This window comes from Desulfovibrio sp. JC022 (assembly GCF_010470665.1).
Classification (GTDB): domain Bacteria; phylum Desulfobacterota; class Desulfovibrionia; order Desulfovibrionales; family Desulfovibrionaceae; genus Maridesulfovibrio.
This window is the reverse complement of the sequence record NZ_VOPZ01000007.1, coordinates 216795-233440: the sequence shown is the minus strand read 5'-3', so window position 1 is coordinate 233440 and position 16646 is coordinate 216795. Positions and strand designations below refer to the sequence as shown.

Annotated in this window: 13 protein-coding genes; 6 read left to right on the top strand and 7 right to left on the bottom strand. The window is 48.7% G+C overall.

Going from position 1 to position 16646, the window contains the following annotated elements:
* Nucleotides 1-33: 33 nt before the first annotated feature.
* The 7 genes from FMS18_RS13000 to coaE all read right to left on the bottom strand — a co-directional run bounded on the left by FMS18_RS13000 (nucleotide 34) and on the right by coaE (nucleotide 8853).
* Entirely contained in the window at nucleotides 34-204 is a 171-nt protein-coding gene (locus FMS18_RS13000) for a transcriptional regulator (RefSeq protein WP_163295103.1), read from the bottom strand.
* A 267-nt stretch (nucleotides 205-471) separates the two neighbouring features.
* Nucleotides 472-3093 carry an ATP-dependent chaperone ClpB gene (gene clpB / locus FMS18_RS12995; protein WP_163295102.1) on the bottom strand — a complete coding sequence of 874 codons (2622 nt, stop codon included), beginning with the start codon at nucleotides 3091-3093 and terminating at the stop codon, nucleotides 472-474.
* A 191-nt stretch (nucleotides 3094-3284) separates the two neighbouring features.
* Entirely contained in the window at nucleotides 3285-3599 is a 315-nt protein-coding gene (locus tag FMS18_RS12990) for a chaperone modulator CbpM (RefSeq protein ID WP_163295101.1), read from the bottom strand.
* A gap of 12 nt (nucleotides 3600-3611) precedes the next feature.
* Complete coding sequence (locus tag FMS18_RS12985) at nucleotides 3612-4616, bottom strand: DnaJ C-terminal domain-containing protein (RefSeq protein ID WP_163295100.1); 1005 nt, start codon at nucleotides 4614-4616, stop codon at nucleotides 3612-3614.
* Nucleotides 4617-4767: 151 nt separating this feature from the next.
* Nucleotides 4768-6027 carry a hypothetical protein gene (locus FMS18_RS12980; RefSeq protein ID WP_163295099.1) on the bottom strand — a complete coding sequence of 420 codons (1260 nt, stop codon included), beginning with the start codon at nucleotides 6025-6027 and terminating at the stop codon, nucleotides 4768-4770.
* A gap of 73 nt (nucleotides 6028-6100) precedes the next feature.
* Nucleotides 6101-6832, bottom strand: a complete 732-nt coding sequence (locus tag FMS18_RS12975) for a rhomboid family intramembrane serine protease (RefSeq protein ID WP_163295098.1) — start codon at nucleotides 6830-6832, stop codon at nucleotides 6101-6103.
* 371 nt (nucleotides 6833-7203) lie between these two features.
* A complete protein-coding gene (gene coaE / locus FMS18_RS12970) occupies nucleotides 7204-8853 on the bottom strand; it encodes a dephospho-CoA kinase (protein ID WP_163295097.1) in 1650 nt (549 codons plus the stop codon).
* A gap of 196 nt (nucleotides 8854-9049) precedes the next feature.
* Here coaE and upp point away from each other — a divergent pair, with 196 nt between their 5' ends.
* The 6 genes from upp (at nucleotide 9050) to leuC (ending at nucleotide 16524) form a co-directional block, all read left to right on the top strand.
* Entirely contained in the window at nucleotides 9050-9676 is a 627-nt protein-coding gene (upp, locus tag FMS18_RS12965; RefSeq protein WP_163295096.1) for a uracil phosphoribosyltransferase, read from the top strand.
* 61 nt (nucleotides 9677-9737) lie between these two features.
* Nucleotides 9738-10991, top strand: coding sequence for a uracil-xanthine permease family protein (locus FMS18_RS12960; RefSeq protein ID WP_163295095.1), 1254 nt, complete (start codon nucleotides 9738-9740; stop codon nucleotides 10989-10991).
* Between the two features lie 276 nt (nucleotides 10992-11267).
* Complete coding sequence (mnmA, locus tag FMS18_RS12955; protein ID WP_163295094.1) at nucleotides 11268-12350, top strand: tRNA 2-thiouridine(34) synthase MnmA; 1083 nt, start codon at nucleotides 11268-11270, stop codon at nucleotides 12348-12350.
* A 436-nt stretch (nucleotides 12351-12786) separates the two neighbouring features.
* A complete protein-coding gene (gene pssA, locus FMS18_RS12950; RefSeq protein ID WP_163295093.1) occupies nucleotides 12787-13554 on the top strand; it encodes a CDP-diacylglycerol--serine O-phosphatidyltransferase in 768 nt (255 codons plus the stop codon).
* Nucleotides 13555-13724: 170 nt separating this feature from the next.
* Nucleotides 13725-15272: a 2-isopropylmalate synthase gene (locus FMS18_RS12945; protein WP_163295092.1), complete on the top strand. Its 1548-nt coding sequence runs from the start codon at nucleotides 13725-13727 to the stop codon at nucleotides 15270-15272.
* Nucleotides 15265-16524, top strand: a complete 1260-nt coding sequence (gene leuC, locus FMS18_RS12940; protein ID WP_163295091.1) for a 3-isopropylmalate dehydratase large subunit — start codon at nucleotides 15265-15267, stop codon at nucleotides 16522-16524. The genes FMS18_RS12945 and leuC overlap by 8 nt, the downstream gene beginning before the upstream one ends.
* Nucleotides 16525-16646 lie beyond the last annotated feature (122 nt).

The following is a 16646-nucleotide window of genomic DNA, read 5'->3' as shown; positions in this document are numbered from 1 at the left end:
GGTGTGAGTGGTTATGAGGTAATTGGAAATTTCTTAAAGAGGCTCGTAGTAGCAGCGTTTGGGGCTGTGCACTTTTCCTGCTTCCCTGAGTGCCTTAATGGCTTTGGAAACATCCTTGGATTCTTCACCGATTGCTTTTGCTACATCACCGGGACGAACTGGCTTACCAGCTTCTTTCATTGCTTCGAGTACCTTATCTTGCATTAGAATCTCCTTATCTGTTGCTGTTGATAATTGTTACTATTTAAATTTAAGTTTGCTGTCAACATAAAAAGTAAGCCCGCATGAATTTTTTCATGCGGGCTTAAGAAAATTGCTATTGTGAGGAAAGCCAATAAGTGGAAGCAGTGCTTTCGTTAGCGCAAGGCTATAGGTCAACGCAGCGCGAAGCCTACTAAAAGGTTTTGGGATTCTTAAACCTCTTTGCAAAAGGGTTTAAGGCCCCCGGCAGGGCCGCCGGAGGCCTTAATATTATTCAGTCATAAATTCCAATCCATCCGCACCGGCATCGATGCTGACACTGTTCTCTTCCTGCAATTCTCCGCCGATGATCTTTTTAGCCAGTGGGGTTTCCACGTGAGCTTGTAAGTATCTGCGTAGCGGCCTTGCCCCGTAGATGGGATCGTAGGACGCGTGGGCGATGAATGCCTTGGCTTTATCTGATACTTCCATGGACATCTTCTGTTCTTCAAGGCGCGAACGCAGTCCTGCAAGTTGCAGGTCTACGATTTTGACAAGATCCTTTTCGAGCAGCGGCTTGAAGAGCACTGTTTCGTCCACGCGGTTCAGGAATTCGGGCCTGAAATGTCCGCGCAGCACATTCATTACTCCGTCCTGCACACCGTTTTTGAATTCGCCGTTGTCTTCAATTCCTTCAAGCATAAGCTGGGAACCGAGGTTGGAAGTCATGATGATGATGGTGTTTTTGCAATCCACGGTGCGGCCCTGAGAATCAGTGATTCGGCCATCATCTAGGATTTGCAGCAGCACGTTGAATACATCGCTGTGCGCTTTTTCGATTTCATCAAAGAGCACTACGGAATAGGGCTTGCGGCGGATGGCCTCGGTAAGCTGTCCGCCTTCATCGTAACCGATGTAGCCCGGAGGCGCACCGATGAGCCGCGCTACTGCGTGCTTTTCCATGTACTCTGACATGTCCATGCGTACGATGTTTTCTTCACTATCAAAGAGCGCTTCAGCAAGGGCCTTGCAAAGCTCTGTCTTACCGACTCCGGTGGGGCCGAGGAAGATGAATGAACCGATAGGCCGCGAAGGATCTTTCAGACCCGCACGGGCACGCAGTACCGCTTCGGATACCGCCCGCACCGCATCATCCTGACCGATTACCCGGTCATGCAGAATGTCTTCAAGGCGGAGCAGTTTCTCGCGTTCACCTTCCACAAGGCGGGTGACCGGGATTCCAGTCCAGCGGGAGATAATCCCGGCAATGTCATCCGGGCCGACAAATTCCTTGAGCAAACGCTTGCTGTCCGCAGTGACTTTGTCCTCTTCGCCTTCAATCTCATTTTCAATCCCTTCAAGCTGTTGTTCCAGAGCGAGCAGGGTTGAGTATTTCAGTTCCGCAGCGCGGTTGTAATCAAGGTTGCGTTCCGCTTCCTCAATGTCGAGTTTGGTTTTTTCGATCTGGGCCTTGAGGTCGCGCACAGTGTCGATGGAACCTTTTTCTTTTTCCCATTGCTCGACCAGTTCGGATTGCTTGATCTTCATTTCAGTGAGGGAGTCTTCCAGCTTGGAAAGACGCTCACGGGATGCGGCATCTTCTTCTTTGCGCAGGGCCTCGCGTTCGATTTCAGCCTGCAAAATCTGGCGGTTGATCTTGTCCAGTTCGTAGGGCTGGGAGTCGATCTCGGTCCTGATCATGGCTGCGGCTTCATCAATTAAGTCGATGGCTTTGTCCGGCAACTGGCGGTCGGTGATGTAGCGGGCGGAGAGTCCTGCCGCTTCCACCAGCGCGCTGTCGCTGATGCGTACACCGTGGTGCACTTCAAACCGTTCCTTCAATCCGCGCAGGATTGAGATGGTATCCTCGATGGTCGGCTCCTCAACTAGAATGGTCTGGAAGCGACGTTCAAGGGCCGGGTCCTTTTCAATATATTTGCGGTACTCATCAGTGGTGGTCGCGCCGATGCAATGCAGTTCGCCACGGGCCAGCATGGGCTTGAGCAGGTTTCCGGCATCCATTGCGCCGTCAGTCTTACCCGCGCCCACAATGGTGTGGATTTCATCAATAAAGATGAGAATTTGTCCATCTGATTCCTGAACTTCCTTTAGTACTGCCTTGAGGCGTTCCTCAAACTCACCGCGATATTTCGCGCCCGCAATGAGCGCGCCCATGTCGAGCATGAACACGGTCTTGTCTTTCAGACCTTCAGGCACGTCCTGTTTGACGATACGCTGAGCCAGCCCTTCGATGATAGCGGTTTTACCGACCCCGGCCTCACCGATGAGGATAGGGTTGTTCTTGGTGCGTCGGGAAAGGATGCGGATTACGCGTCTGACTTCGGAATCACGGCCGATGACCGGATCAAGCTTGCCTTTGCGGGCCTCTTCCACCAGATCTCGACCATATTTTTTGAGCGCATCATAGGTGGCTTCCGGGTTATCAGTGGTCACGCGCTGGTTGCCGCGAATGGAGGTCATAGCTTCCAGAACCTTATCCTTGGTCAGGCCGAAGGTTTTGTTGACTTTACCTGCTCCGGTAGAGCCGTGTTCATCCATGATGGCCAGGAAAAGGTGTTCCACGCTGATGAATTCGTCCTGCATGCGCTGGGCGATTTCTTCAGAAGCCACAATAATCCTGTTCAACCGCTGGGTAACAAAGACCTGTCCGGGCTGTGCGCCGGGGCCGCTGACCCGCGGAAGTTTGCGGATTTCATCCTCGACAGCCTTTTTATAGGTCGCGGGATCAATGGATGTTTTCTGGAGAATTTTGGAAACAATGCCTTTTTCCTGCTCAATGAGAGCAAGGAGGAGGTGTTCCACTTCTATCTGCTGCTGACCGTTTTTAACAGCCAGAGATTGTGCCGCAGCTATGGCGTCGTTGGTTTTCTGTGTGAATTTGTTCGGATCCATATACAGTCTCCTTTTGCTTTATCTTAATTGACTTGCATTCAAGATTCACAACCCATTTTCAACCGGTTAGGCTGAATTTCGACGCACCTTTACTGTTCTTCAGGGAGAGAGGATGGTCCTCCCCCTGAAGTTATCCGGCGTATTAGGCAGGAGTTTGAATCTATTTTTAAACTCGCAAGTCATTGCGTTTTTTAAATTAACTTTTTCATCTCTTCGAGTTGTGACTCGAGTTTTTCGACCCTATCAAGCAGATCGACGATAATCGACCCGCCTGTGGGGGTGACATCAAGGTCCTTGCAGAGCCTTGAAAGTTTGGTCATGCGATAGAGATCGCTTGTTTCAAAGAGATAATGTCCGTCCCCGGTTGTTCCGGGCCGCACCCATTCCATGCTGATCAGTTCCAGTACTACGGTCTCTTTCAGTCCGGTCATTTCCATGACCTGAGTGATGACCAGACGTTTGGAACTGGATGGAGGCTGCGCTTCGGTCCTTTCTTTAATGTCCATGGCGGGCCTCCTTTAGAATGAGCGGGGTGAGAAGTCGGACTTTTCAGCCAGTTCTTCCCAGAGTTTCTTCATTTCGTCGGTTTCGGCTTTGGGCACCTGAATCATGATGCGCACAAACTGGTCGCCTTTCTTGGCTCCAGTGCCGAGTCCGCGGCCCTTGATGCGCAGCTTCTTGCCGCTGCCAAGTCCTGCGGGGATGTTCATTTCAACCATGCCGTCAAGGGTGGGCAGTTTGAATTTTCCGCCAAGTGCCGCTTCCCAAGGGGCAAGCTTCAGGTCGAGGATAACATTGCTTTCTTCGACCTTGAAATCCTTATGCGCCGCAAGTTTAATCTTCAGGTACAGGTCGCCGCGCGGTCCGTCATGCGGGCCGGGTGATCCCTGACCGGAAAGGCGAATCTTCTGGCCTTCTTTGATACCTGCGGGAATTTTAACATCCAGAGTCTTGGACTGCACCATAGGATGCCCGCCGGGGCCGGTTGCCTTTTCCTGCACGGTAACGGATTTAGGTCCGCCCTTGTATGCTTCTTCAAGGGTCAGCAGCAGAATGGTTTCAGAGTTTTCGCCTTTGCGGGGTCGCTGCTGATGGAATCCACCACCGCCGCCAAATCCCTGCGCGCCGCCGAAACCGCCACCGCCGAAGCCTTGTGCTCCACCGCCACCGAAAATGGTTTCAAAAAAGTCGCTGAAATCACCGCCGCCTGCGCCGCCGAAGCCACCGAATCCGCCGCCACCGCCGCTGAAGTTCATGTTCTCGTAGCCCGGAGGCGGACGGAAATTCTGTCCATGCTCCCAGTCCGCGCCGAACTGGTCGTACATTTTACGCTTTTCCGGGTCCTTCAGAACTTCGTATGCTTCGTTGATTTCTTTAAACTTCTTTTCCGCTTCCGGGTTATCCGGGTTCAAGTCCGGGTGATACTGCCGAGCCAGCTTTTTAAAGCCTTTAGCAATATCTTCTTTACTTGCGGAGCGGGTGACTCCCAGAAGTTTGTAGTAGTCCTTATATTTCACGCTCATCTTGTAATTACTCCTTGAGTGATTGGACGATCAATTTCTTGAACGTCACTATATCAAAGTAATTCGAAGTTCGCGCAAGTCAAGCGTAATAATTGAAATTTAGGTGAGGACAGGAAGATAGTGAGGAGGGACTGAGAGGTAGTTCAACTAGCTACCCAACATCATAAATTATTTTTTTGTCTTTGAAAATTGTGATTGGACCGTCTTCAGAAACTTTTACTGTTGTTCCAAATAAAGAACCTGCAATTGCGGCGCTTTCCCTTCCTCCTCCACCTGTATCGCTATCACATAGTGCGGTATTAACAATGGCACTATAGTCTATAAGACTGTCAAAATGTTTGTCGAAGATAGACATACCGTCGGTAGTAAGGATTCGCATGAGTTCACCTGTTTCACACAATCTTCCTAAGTCAGCATCTTTAATGCATGCATCAATATTTTTTCTAACTCCACTATCATCTGAGACATGCCTTTTTACTAGTTTCTCAAGAGAATTTTGGGTTTTGTCTGTGATAAGTGCGACCGTCCCTTTCTTGATTTTAGACATAGCATAAAAAATTCTCCATGGTTCTGTCTCACGATGTTTAGACGCAATAATACCGTTAACTAGATTGCAGTCGATAAAATACCATCTTCCTTTTCTGTGTAAAATTCTTATATTGTCGTGGGTGATAATTTCAAATTCAGCAGAATTGCTGACACCTGCATAGAATTGTGCACCGGTATCACTCCGAAGAATATTCTCTATGCACTTACCAGAGAGTTTTTCGAATGAATCGTATTCGCTAGATAAAATATTACAATATGCTGATATGTCGAGTTTTGGATCACAGAGATAAAATGAATTGATGCCGTCTATAATTCTTAGGAACGTAGTGTCCTTTATCGTCTTTCTATCTAATTTAATATTGCCGTCAGTCGGGACAATTTCATAATCTACAGAGTCAATATCGAATTCTTTTTGTTTTTGGTGTTTTGTCTCAGTTATAAGGAATCCAGTTCTAATTTGACTTCCTTCATATTGTTTAAGGCTTAATCTTTTTAAGTGTTGAATTAATTTATGTATGTATAAAAAACTGTCAGGGGAGCTAGAGATATATCTGGCAATTGATATATCTAGAACAGAAGAGGTTATTGCTGTTTGCATGTATTGGTGTGCTACACCTCGTGTTGATAATTGCTTAGATAGGCTATTGTAGCTTGCCAGAATTTTTTTTATGAACTCGGTCTCTTTTGTACTAAATGGAGTCTTACGGTTAAAATGAAGTACTCCATTCCAGCGTTCTAATTCATATATCCCGTTACTTCGCTGTAAACTGCCAGTCTTTTCCTTTTTAAATTTTGCCTCATCGCAACCTAAAGCTTCTGATATCTCATCGAGTGTATATTGTGCTGAAAATGGTATTTGCATAATGTTCACCTCGTAAATGTTGGTAAAAGTTTTTATATTTAAAACGTGTTTGTGTATATAGTCAATAGCGTTTCTAAAAATCCTCCGGCAACTCATAATCCTTCTTCTCCGCAACATAACAATAAACACAACGATCCTTCTTCACGAAAAATCGAATCAATATCATCCCGGCAATGAATCCCCCTATGTGTGCGGCCCATGCGACCTTTTGCGTTCCTTCGGCAAAATGCTCGGATACACCGGAAAATACCTGAATCAGAAACCATAGTCCTAAGAATAATGATGCCGGAATCTTAAAGAAAAACGGGATGATGATTATCGGGAATAAGGTCAATACCTGCCCGTGCGGATAGAGCAGCATGTATGCGCCCATGATTCCGGCAACTGCGCCGGATGCGCCGATTACCGGGGCACTGGCTGACGGATTGATAGCCATCTGTATGCCGATGGCAATGAGTCCGCAGACCAGATAAAAGATGATAAACCGCCCATGCCCCATGGCATCCTCGATGTTGTCGGCGAAAATCCAGAGCATCCACAGGTTGAGGATGATGTGCAGCCAGCCGCTATGCAGGAACATGTAGGTGAAAAGCGGCAGTATTCCGGCATCGGGATATCCGGCGGAAACCGCCCATTCGGGATGGAAAAACCTTGCCGGGACCACGCCCAGCAGATGAAAAAGTGCAAGTCGTCCCTGCGGGGTCAACATCTGTTCAAAGGCAAATACCGCGATGTTGAGGATCATGATTCCGCGCAACACGTAAGGTGTGATCAGGCAGGGGACGTTGTCGCGGATGGGGATCATGTGTTTTGCCTTTGTGGTTGAGCTTGAGATTTATGAATTTAAATTCAAGTCTAACAGAAAAATATTATGATCTCCATGGGGATAAGCCCACAAAAAACGACCCCCGCCACATAAATGCGGCGGGGGCGTGACGAGATTGAGTTGGTAGGTAAACTAGGGGTACTCACTCCCTAAACACTAAACCTAAAACCTAATGCTAATGCTGAAAGCGGGGTTGGACCTTGCGTAGAATTCTTTTATGTAAAATGGACTTGCATCCTAATCATTATAATATGTTCATTCTTCCGACTACGGTCCTGACCACTCGCCTCAGGTCTCACTTATAAAGTAACACACGGGGCGGGTAAGTCAATACTTACAAGCACTGAAACCTAGCTTTCATCAGGTCTGAACAGCTTTTCGAGGTAATTCTCGAATGATGTTTCTTTGTCCTTGCGCAGGCTTGTCAGAACTTCGATAATCCGGCTTGTTTCCGAATCAAGTTTAGTCAAGTCGCCGTCATTTTCAATGATGGCGGTGCAGCAATCCATTTTGGATTTTTCATCCCACTGCCATGAATCGAATACAGCGAGGATTTCAGGTTCGAGACCACGTTTTTCGCGTAATTCCCCGGTTCGTTTTTCATCCGGGCAGCGTACCCCGATTACTGCCTCAACCAGCTTTTTGGTGTGCCAGCCGCCTTCCAACAGCAGGGGAACTTCAGCCACAGCCAGCGGTTCATTAGTGTTTGCCTTGAAAAATTCTTCTACATCATGCTGCACAATGGGATGGACGATGTTCATTACTTCCCGGCGCAGGTCATCATTTTCGCGCATGGCAGTAAAAAGGGCGGCCTTGTCAACGTCTCCTGTTTCGGGATCAATAAATTTGTTACCGAATCTCTGGCGTAGCAGCTCCCACCCGGCGCCGTCTTTTTCGTAGGAGCGGGCAACGGACTCGTCCGCGCTGAAGGTGGGGATTTTATTGTCCGCAAGGATATTTAATACCGCAGATTTCCCGCCACAGGGCATGCCTATCAAGCCGACACGCTGAACGGATTTGTTCAGGGCTTTGAGCATGTCGATAAAATCTTTTGGCGGTGTTTGAGTTAAACTCAGTTCTTCGCCTGATTCTGGATGCATAAAGGAAAGGGAGTAGGCGTGCAGCATCTGACGCTGGGCAAGTTTGGCAAGCTCTGGCTGTTCCTGTTCCCAGCGGGCGTGGGGCATTGAACCGTATACCTGATCTCCAACAAGCGGATGTCCGATATGGGCCATGTGAACCCTGATCTGGTGGGTGCGCCCGGTGTAGATTTTTACTTTTACGAGGCTGGTCCGTCCGGCAGGATCAGACCAGATGGTTTTGTACTCGGAGCGGGCATCGCGTCCGCCTTTGAGGACTACCGCCATCTTGGTTTTGTGCACCGGATGGCGACCCATGGGGGCTTCAATTTCACCGAAATCACGGTCAGGTACGCCGTGTACAATTGCCAGATAAGTCTTGTTGACCTCGCGCTCGGCAAAGGCTGTGGACATGGCTAATCGGTCATGCTCGTTCAGGGCAATGCTGATGAGGCCGGAAGTAAATTTGTCCAGACGGTGCACAATTCCGGGCCGCCATTCATCCATGTCGCGGATTTCCGGAAAGTGGTGGATCATGCGGTGGACAAGGGTCCCGGTGGGGCAGCTGGGGGCCGGGTGGGTGGTCAGTCCTGCTGGTTTGTTGATGACTGCGATTTTTCCATCATTATAAATAATGTCCAGCGGCAGCTCTTCGGGAACCAGCGAAGTCAGTTCCGCTTCGCCCTTAAGGGTCAGTTCTTCGTTCCCCATTAGTTTCTGGTTCGGTTTCTTGCAGATCTTGCCGTTGATTTCTGCAAATCCGGCTTTGATCCAGTCTTTTACTTTTCCCCGTGAAATTCCTTCCTCTTCAAGGGCGGTTCCCCAGAATTTGTCCAACCGGGTGTTTCGGTCGGAAAATTTAGCGGTCTCAGTCCATAGAAGCTGGTTTTCATTTTCTTGAAAATCTTCGTTATTGCACATGTAATTTATTCCGTATTGGGTTATATTCGTGATCAGTAATTGAATGCTTATTTGCAATTTCCAGTAATTCCAAGTGAGTATGGTTTAGCTGGAAAATAGTTATTTTTTTGCTTGACTGTCAAAGCTGTGTCTTATAGAAACACGAAGTTTTGACTTTTCGGATTTTAAACAAATAACATGGGATCAAGGAGGCACCGTGGCGGTACATGTGGTAGACCATCCTTTGGTAAGACACAAGCTCGGCATTCTCCGTGAAGACGGCATCAGCACTAGTCGTTTTCGCGCACTGGCTCAGGAAATTTCCAGATTGCTTACTTATGAAGCAACCAAAGACCTCGCAACCGAAGCTAAAACCATTAATGGTTGGGCCGGTGAAGTTGAGGTAGAGGAAATCAAGGGTAAAAAAATCACCGTAGTTCCTATTCTCAGGGCCGGCCTCGGTATGATGGACGGCGTTCTGGACATGGTTCCGGGTGCCCGCGTCAGTGTTGTCGGTTTTTACCGTGACGAAGAGAGTTTGCAGCCTGTCGAATATTACGTCAAGCTTGCAAGCAACATTGATGAGCGCATCGCTCTTATTCTTGACCCCATGCTCGCTACCGGCGGAACCCTGCTGGCTACAATTGAACTTCTCAAGAAGTCCGGTTGTACCAATATTAAAGGTCTGTTCCTCGTAGCTGCTCCTGAAGGGATTGAGAAAATTGTTAAAGCTCACCCGGACGTAGATATTTATGTCGCGTCGATTGATGAAAAACTTAACGATGTAGGATACATTCTCCCCGGTCTCGGAGACGCGGGTGATAAGATATTCGGCACTAAGTAAATGTTTTTAAAGGCACCAAATACGGTGCCTTTTTTTTGGAAAAATTTTACGGAGATTACTAATGAGCACATCCAGTACTGAGTATAATTTCAGGGCAAAAGACATTGTCCTTGGCGCGCAGATGCTTTTCGTCGCATTCGGCGCACTTGTCCTTGTCCCTCTTCTTACCGGCCTTGATCCCAACGTGGCCCTTTTTACCGCCGGTGCGGGAACATTGGTTTTTCAGGTTGTTACCAAGGGTAAAATCCCCGTATTTCTTGCCTCCTCTTTTGCCTTTATCGCTCCCATCATTTACGGCGTGCAGACTTGGGGTATTCCTTCCACGCTCTGCGGTCTTGCCGCCGCAGGTGTTTTTTATGTGCTGCTCAGTTTTCTCATCCGCTGGCGCGGAACCGATATCCTGAAACGGGTTTTGCCTCCGGTTGTTACAGGTCCGGTCATTATGGTTATCGGCCTGATCCTTGCTCCTGTGGCAGTGTTCATGGCTGTTGGTAAAACCGGTGACGGATCTGTGGTGCTGGTTCCTGAAAAGACCGCACTCATCATATCCATGGTCTCTCTTGCTGTTACCGTTGCGGTTTCCCTGCTCGGAAAAGGCTGGCTCAAACTTATCCCCATCCTTTGCGGTATCGCAGCAGGTTATGCTGTTTCCCTGTTCATGGGCTTGGTAAATTTTGACGCTGTCGCCGCTGCACCGTGGATTGCGATGCCTAATTTTACCGCTCCTGAATGGAACCTCGAAGCCATACTGTTCATCGTTCCAGTTGCAATTGCCCCGGCAATTGAGCACTTCGGCGATGTTCTCGCCATCAGCTCTGTTGCTGATAAAGATTACGTAAAAGAGCCCGGTATCCAGAACACCATGCTTGGAGACGGTCTGGCCACTTCTCTCGCGGCTTTCCTCGGCGGTCCTCCGAACACCACTTACTCTGAGGTTACCGGTGCTGTTGCCCTGATTAAAGTTTTCAACCCCGCTATTATGACTTGGGCCGCAATCGTTGCCATGTCCCTCGCTTTCTGCGGTAAGGTCGGCGCATTCCTGTCCACTATTCCGGTTCCGGTAATGGGCGGCATCATGGTCCTGCTTTTCGGTGCGATCATGGTTGTCGGTATGAACACCCTCGTTCGTGCCGGTGAAGATCTCATGGAAGCACGCAACCTCGCAATTGTGGCTCTGATCGTAATCTTCGGCGTGGGCGGCATGTCTCTGCCTACTCCTTTCAGCGATGAGTTCAGACTCGGCGGAATCGGCCTTGCCGGTATCCTCGGTGTTTTCCTGAATCTTGTGCTGCCGCAACCTAAGAAAGAAGAATAGTAATTCGCCGGACTGTTTCGGCTTATTATATAGATAGACTTGTGCTAGAATTATAAAATAAATCCATATTTATTTTATAAAAATCAAATTCAAATTTAAATATGAATTTGAATGATGTGAGACTTGTGAGAGACTTGTCCGGAGACCCATCGGGGGTGTCCGGGCATTTCTCATTTTTTGCTTGAACAGCTATGGTGTGCTCTGTAGTTTGTAACCGGAACGAAGTTTAACGGTTAATATGCCGTTACAAATAAATAGTAATTTGCGGAGAATATAATGGAACCAGGGTTTGAATATCCTGAACTGAATGAACTGGCAGCCGGGCGCAAAGTGGCTATGGCGGTCAGTGGCGGTGCGGACAGTCTGCTTTCGCTTGTTCTGCTCAAAGAGAGCGGGGCGGATATTGTGGCGGTCCATGGCTGTTTTCTTGGAAAGGAAAAAGCGCAAACCGCTGTTGCCGGGCTGGAAAAAAGATGTGCGGAGCTGGATGTGCCTCTGCATGTTTTTGATTTGACTGCCGAGTTTGACCGCTTGGTGGTTGAGCCGTTTGTTCAGGAATATCTGAAGGGAAATACCCCCAATCCGTGCGCTCTTTGCAATCCCGAAATCAAATTCGGCGTGCTTTATAAGGCTGCTCAGGAACTTGGCTGCGACCTGCTCGGAACCGGGCATTACGTGCGTATTGCCAAAGACGACCGTTACGGAAAGGTGCTTGCCCGTGGTGCTGATATGGGCAAGGACCAGAGCTATTTTCTTTCTCTTGTTCCTCGTGATTCCGTTCTGAATGCTATTTTTCCTCTTGGAGGACATAGTAAAGATCAGACCTATGCCGAGCTTGAAAAGCGTGGTGTGGAAATTCCTCTGCCCTCAGAGAGTCAGGAAATCTGTTTTGTTCCTGACGATGATTACCGCCAGTTTCTGATCGACCGCAAGGTAAAGCTTCCCGGTCCGGGGATTGCCGTTCTTTCCGACGGAAGCAAAGTCGGAAAACATCAAGGACTCTGGCGTTATACCCAAGGCCAGCGACGAGGTCTGGGCATAGCTTGGAAGGCTCCGCTCTATGTTCTGGACAAGGATATGGAGCGCAATCTGCTCATCGTGGGAACCCGTGATGAGCTTGAGGCCAAGGGGTGTGTGGCGGACGATTTCAACTTTCTTATCGATTTTGATAGCTGGCCGAAAACTGTATTTATCCAAACCCGCTACCGTCAGCGATCTAAGCCCGCAAGGGCCGTGCAGGTTGGCAGCAGGATAGAATTTGATTTTATTGAGCCGCATTCCCGGCCTACACCGGGCCAGATTGTGGCTGTATATACAGAAGATGGAGCTGTGCTCGGAGGTGGTATCATCCGGGAATAGGCCTCTGATAGCGGCCCACACGCTTGGCTTTCATGTTGGTTTCGAATTTGATGATCTCGGCTATTGCAAGCGCAGGTTGCGGCTGATGGATTCACTTTTGAAAGATAAAGACAGTTATGAATGTCTCCTTTCTTCTGGCAGGAGGTTGGTTTTAAATGTTTAGAGCTAGCTTAATTGGTGCTGGGTGAGTATTCAATTTTTATACTGGCAGGTTATGCCTTGCAGGGCTTGGGCTGCGCTATAATCCCGATACTGATATATAAATAATTTATATTTCACGGGTTGACCTTTGCTTAACAGGGGAGTAGTAACTGTTCTGGAAGAGGCAGCAAAGTTGTTGCCAATCGAACATTTTGACCAGCAACGGTTAAAATGAATTTAAAAATCTAATACAATTCTACTGGAATTTATTTCCAAATAAGTATAAGTATTTTTCATGGCAAAGGAAAAAAGAATACCAAAGCACAAGGGCGTATACATTCTGCCCAACCTTCTCACCGTGACGAGCCTTTTTTGTGGGTTCCTCGCGATGAACTGGGTTGTGGAAGGTGCATACGAAATGAGTGCTGTCGCCATTCTGGTGAGCTGTCTGTTCGACGGTCTCGACGGAAAGGTGGCCCGGTTGACCGGAACCAGCAGTGAATTCGGCGTTCAGCTCGATTCTCTGGCGGATGCGGTTGCCTTTGGTGTTACTCCTGCGTTCATGGTCTACCACTGGCAACTTCACCAGTTCGGAAGACTGGGTATGCTGGCGGCTTTCTTGTTGATGGCTTGCGGTGTGCTTAGACTTGCCCGTTTTAATGTTCAGTCTGGAACAACCTCCAAGGCCCATTTCATCGGTCTGCCCATTCCTGCGGCTGGTTGTACCTTGTCTACTTTGATTCTTTTCGCTCCTTACATTCCTGAAAATCTCGCACAGAGTGTACTGCCTATGTTCACTCTGGTGCTCGTATATTGCCTCGCTTTTCTGATGGTGAGTACTGTTCGTTACAATTCTTTCAAAGAATTCGGCGTGTTCAAAGCTCATCCCTTCAGTTCCATGGTTACCGTTATTGCGCTCTTTACCATGGTTGCCTCCCAGCCCAAGTTTTTGGGTTTCGTGATTTTTGCCGGATACATTATTTCCGGTCCCATTTATACTATTTTCATTCTATCCCGCAGAAGCAATAAGCTACTAGGAAAGTCCTCCAAAGAATTGTCATAAGTTTTTCAGGTAGTTCTGAAACTACATCCAGAATAAGCTTATAAGGTACCAAAATTCTTTAGGGGACGGTAAATTACTCAGTAGTTTAACCTGTTTCACTGTTTTATTCCCAAATTTTGTTATAAACTGCAAAAGGTCTTTTTTTGCATCCTCTGCTAGGAGATAGATAAATGTCTGATAAAGTATACATTTTTGATACTACATTGCGTGATGGCGAGCAGTCCCCCGGTGCAACCATGAACATGGCTGAGAAAATCACCATGGCCCGACAGCTGGAAAAACTCGGTGTGGACATCATCGAAGCCGGATTCCCCGCAGCAAGTCAGGGCGATTTCGAAGCTGTAACCGAGATTGCCAAATCTGTGGGTGACATTCAGGTTGCCGGACTCTGCCGCGCACTGAAAGCTGATATTGACCGCGCGTTCGAGGCAGTCAAGCATGCCAAGAACCCCAGAATCCATACATTTGTGGCTACTTCTGATATCCACATGAAGCACAAATTCAATAAGGAACCGGAAGAGATTTTGGAAATGGCCCGCAAGGCTGTGCGTCACGCAGTCTCCCTGACTCCCAATGTTGAATTTTCTGCTGAAGATGCATCCCGCTCCCGCTGGGATTTCCTCGCACAGGTTGTGGAGATCGCCATTGCTGAAGGTGCTACGACCATCAACATTCCTGATACAGTAGGTTACGCCCAGCCGGATGAATTTGGTAAGTTGATCGAATACCTGCTCAAAGAAGTGCCCAACAGCGATAAGGCTATCTTCAGCGTGCATTGCCACAATGATCTCGGCTTGGCTTGCGCCAACACTCTGGCTGCAATCAAGGCCGGGGCGCGTCAGGCTGAGGTAACTCTCTCCGGTATCGGCGAACGTGCCGGTAACGCTGCCTTGGAAGAAGTGATTATGGCCTTGCATACCCGTAAGGACTATTACGATGTAGAAACTTCCATCCTCACCGAAGAGCTGTTCCCGTCCTGCCGCAGGTTGGCAACGACTATCGGTCAGCCCATCTCACCTTACAAGGCAATTGTCGGAGCCAACGCTTTTGCCCATGAGTCCGGCATTCATCAGGATGGCATGCTCAAGAACCGCCAGACCTATGAGATTATGACCCCGGAATCTATCGGCAAGAAGGGTACATCAATTGTCATTGGTAAGCATTCCGGTAGAAATGCGCTGGGTTCCAAGCTCAATGAAATGGGTTACCAGCTGGACGATGAGCAGATCGGAAGGGTTTTCTCTGCTGTTAAAGCTCTGGCGGACAAGAAAGAAGAAATTTTTGATGAGGACGTTGAAGCTCTCGTTCTGGAAGAGGCTTACCGTATTCACGACCTGTACCGGGTAAAGGAACTCTCTGTATTTTCCGGTACTGCCGGGGTTTCCCCGCACGCCGCAATTGTGCTGGAAGATTTCAGCAAGGATAAGGAACATCCTGAAACCATGCAGGAAGTGGGGTTTGGCGACGGTCCCATCAACGCGGTGTTCTCCACCATCAACAAGATGGTCGGCAGGGCACCTAAGCTGGAACTTTATTCCGTAAACGCAGTTACCGGCGGTACTGATGCGCAGGGTGCGGTTACGGTCCATATTACTGACAACGGTTTTAAATCAATCGGGCGCGGTTCTGACGAAGACATCATCGTCGCCAGTGCCAAAGCTTATGTCAACGCCATCAACAGGGTTGAACGCATGAAACAGGAGAAAAATAATGGGTAAAACTTTAGCTGAGAAAATTTTACAGGCTCATACCGACGAAACAGTGAAAGAGCCGGGCCAGATTGTCCGCTGCAATGTTTCCATGGTACTGGCCAATGACATTACCGCTCCCCTTGCTATTAAATCATTCAGGGCCATGGGCGCGGATCAGGTCTTCGACAAGGACAAAGTTGCTCTTGTCTGTGACCATTTCACTCCTAACAAGGACATTGATTCCGCAGAACAGGTCAAGGTTGTCCGCGAGTTCGCCCATGAAAAGAACATCACCCATTATTATGAGGGTGGCGAAGTCGGGGTTGAGCATGCATTGCTGCCCGAGCTGGGGCTTGTCGGTCCTTCCGATATCGTAATCGGTGCTGACTCCCACACCTGCACCTACGGCGGTCTCGGAGCATTCGCTACCGGAATGGGCTCTACTGACATCGCCGGCGGTATGGCACTGGGTGAAACATGGTTCAAAGTACCTCCTACCATCAAAGTCGAGATCGAAGGAACTCCCGGCAAGTACATTGGTGCCAAGGATTACATCCTGAATCTCATCGGCACTATCGGTGTTTCCGGTGCACTGTACAAGGCGCTCGAATTCAGCGGTTCTGTTGTTGATAATCTTTCCATTGAAGGCCGCATGACCATTGCCAACATGGCAATCGAAGCTGGCGGTAAGGTCGGCCTGTTCCCGGTTGACGCAAAGACTCTTGAATATTGCAAGGCCGCGGGTCGCACCGGCGATGTTGAAATGCGTGCTGACGAAGGTGCAAGCTACGAGCGCGTAGTCAAAATCGACGTAACGGGTATGAAGCCCCAGATCGCCTGTCCGCATCTGCCGGATAATGTTAAGCCCGTTGACGAAGTTAAGGATATGACCATTCATCAGGCTGTCATCGGTTCCTGCACCAACGGTCGTATTGAAGACCTGCGCGAAGCCGCAGCAGTGCTGAAGGGGCGCAAATCTAATAAGAATGTTCGTCTGATCGTGTTGCCCGCTACCCCGAACATCTGGAAGCAGGCTCTGCGCGAAGGTTTGATCGAAACTTTTATGGAATCCGGCGCAATCGTAGGTCCTGCAACATGCGGTCCCTGTCTCGGTGGGCATATGGGTATTCTTGCAGGCGGTGAAAGAGCAATCGCCACCACCAACCGTAACTTCAAGGGCCGCATGGGCAGCCTCGAGAGTGAAGTTTTCCTCTCCAGCCCCGCTGTAGCAGCAGCTTCCGCTATCACAGGTATTATTACTGATCCTGAATCTTTGTAAGCTGATGCGCTATGCGCTTTGAAGAATTAATTGATTTTGCCTCCGGCGGCTTAAACCCTTTTGCAAAAGGGTTTAAGAATCCCAAAACCTTTTAGTTGAGGTTTTTAGAAGTGGGGCATCGA

Coding starts and splice junctions, on each gene's coding strand:
- FMS18_RS13000 (WP_163295103.1), bottom strand. CDS start 204: ATGCAAGATAAGGTACTCGAAGCAATGAAAGAAGCTGGTAAGCCAGTT.
- clpB (WP_163295102.1), bottom strand. CDS start 3,093: ATGGATCCGAACAAATTCACACAGAAAACCAACGACGCCATAGCTGCG.
- FMS18_RS12990 (WP_163295101.1), bottom strand. CDS start 3,599: ATGGACATTAAAGAAAGGACCGAAGCGCAGCCTCCATCCAGTTCCAAA.
- FMS18_RS12985 (WP_163295100.1), bottom strand. CDS start 4,616: ATGAGCGTGAAATATAAGGACTACTACAAACTTCTGGGAGTCACCCGC.
- FMS18_RS12980 (WP_163295099.1), bottom strand. CDS start 6,027: ATGCAAATACCATTTTCAGCACAATATACACTCGATGAGATATCAGAA.
- FMS18_RS12975 (WP_163295098.1), bottom strand. CDS start 6,832: ATGATCCCCATCCGCGACAACGTCCCCTGCCTGATCACACCTTACGTG.
- coaE (WP_163295097.1), bottom strand. CDS start 8,853: ATGTGCAATAACGAAGATTTTCAAGAAAATGAAAACCAGCTTCTATGG.
- FMS18_RS12960 (WP_163295095.1), top strand. CDS start 9,738: ATGAGCACATCCAGTACTGAGTATAATTTCAGGGCAAAAGACATTGTC.
- mnmA (WP_163295094.1), top strand. CDS start 11,268: ATGGAACCAGGGTTTGAATATCCTGAACTGAATGAACTGGCAGCCGGG.
- pssA (WP_163295093.1), top strand. CDS start 12,787: ATGGCAAAGGAAAAAAGAATACCAAAGCACAAGGGCGTATACATTCTG.
- FMS18_RS12945 (WP_163295092.1), top strand. CDS start 13,725: ATGTCTGATAAAGTATACATTTTTGATACTACATTGCGTGATGGCGAG.
- leuC (WP_163295091.1), top strand. CDS start 15,265: ATGGGTAAAACTTTAGCTGAGAAAATTTTACAGGCTCATACCGACGAA.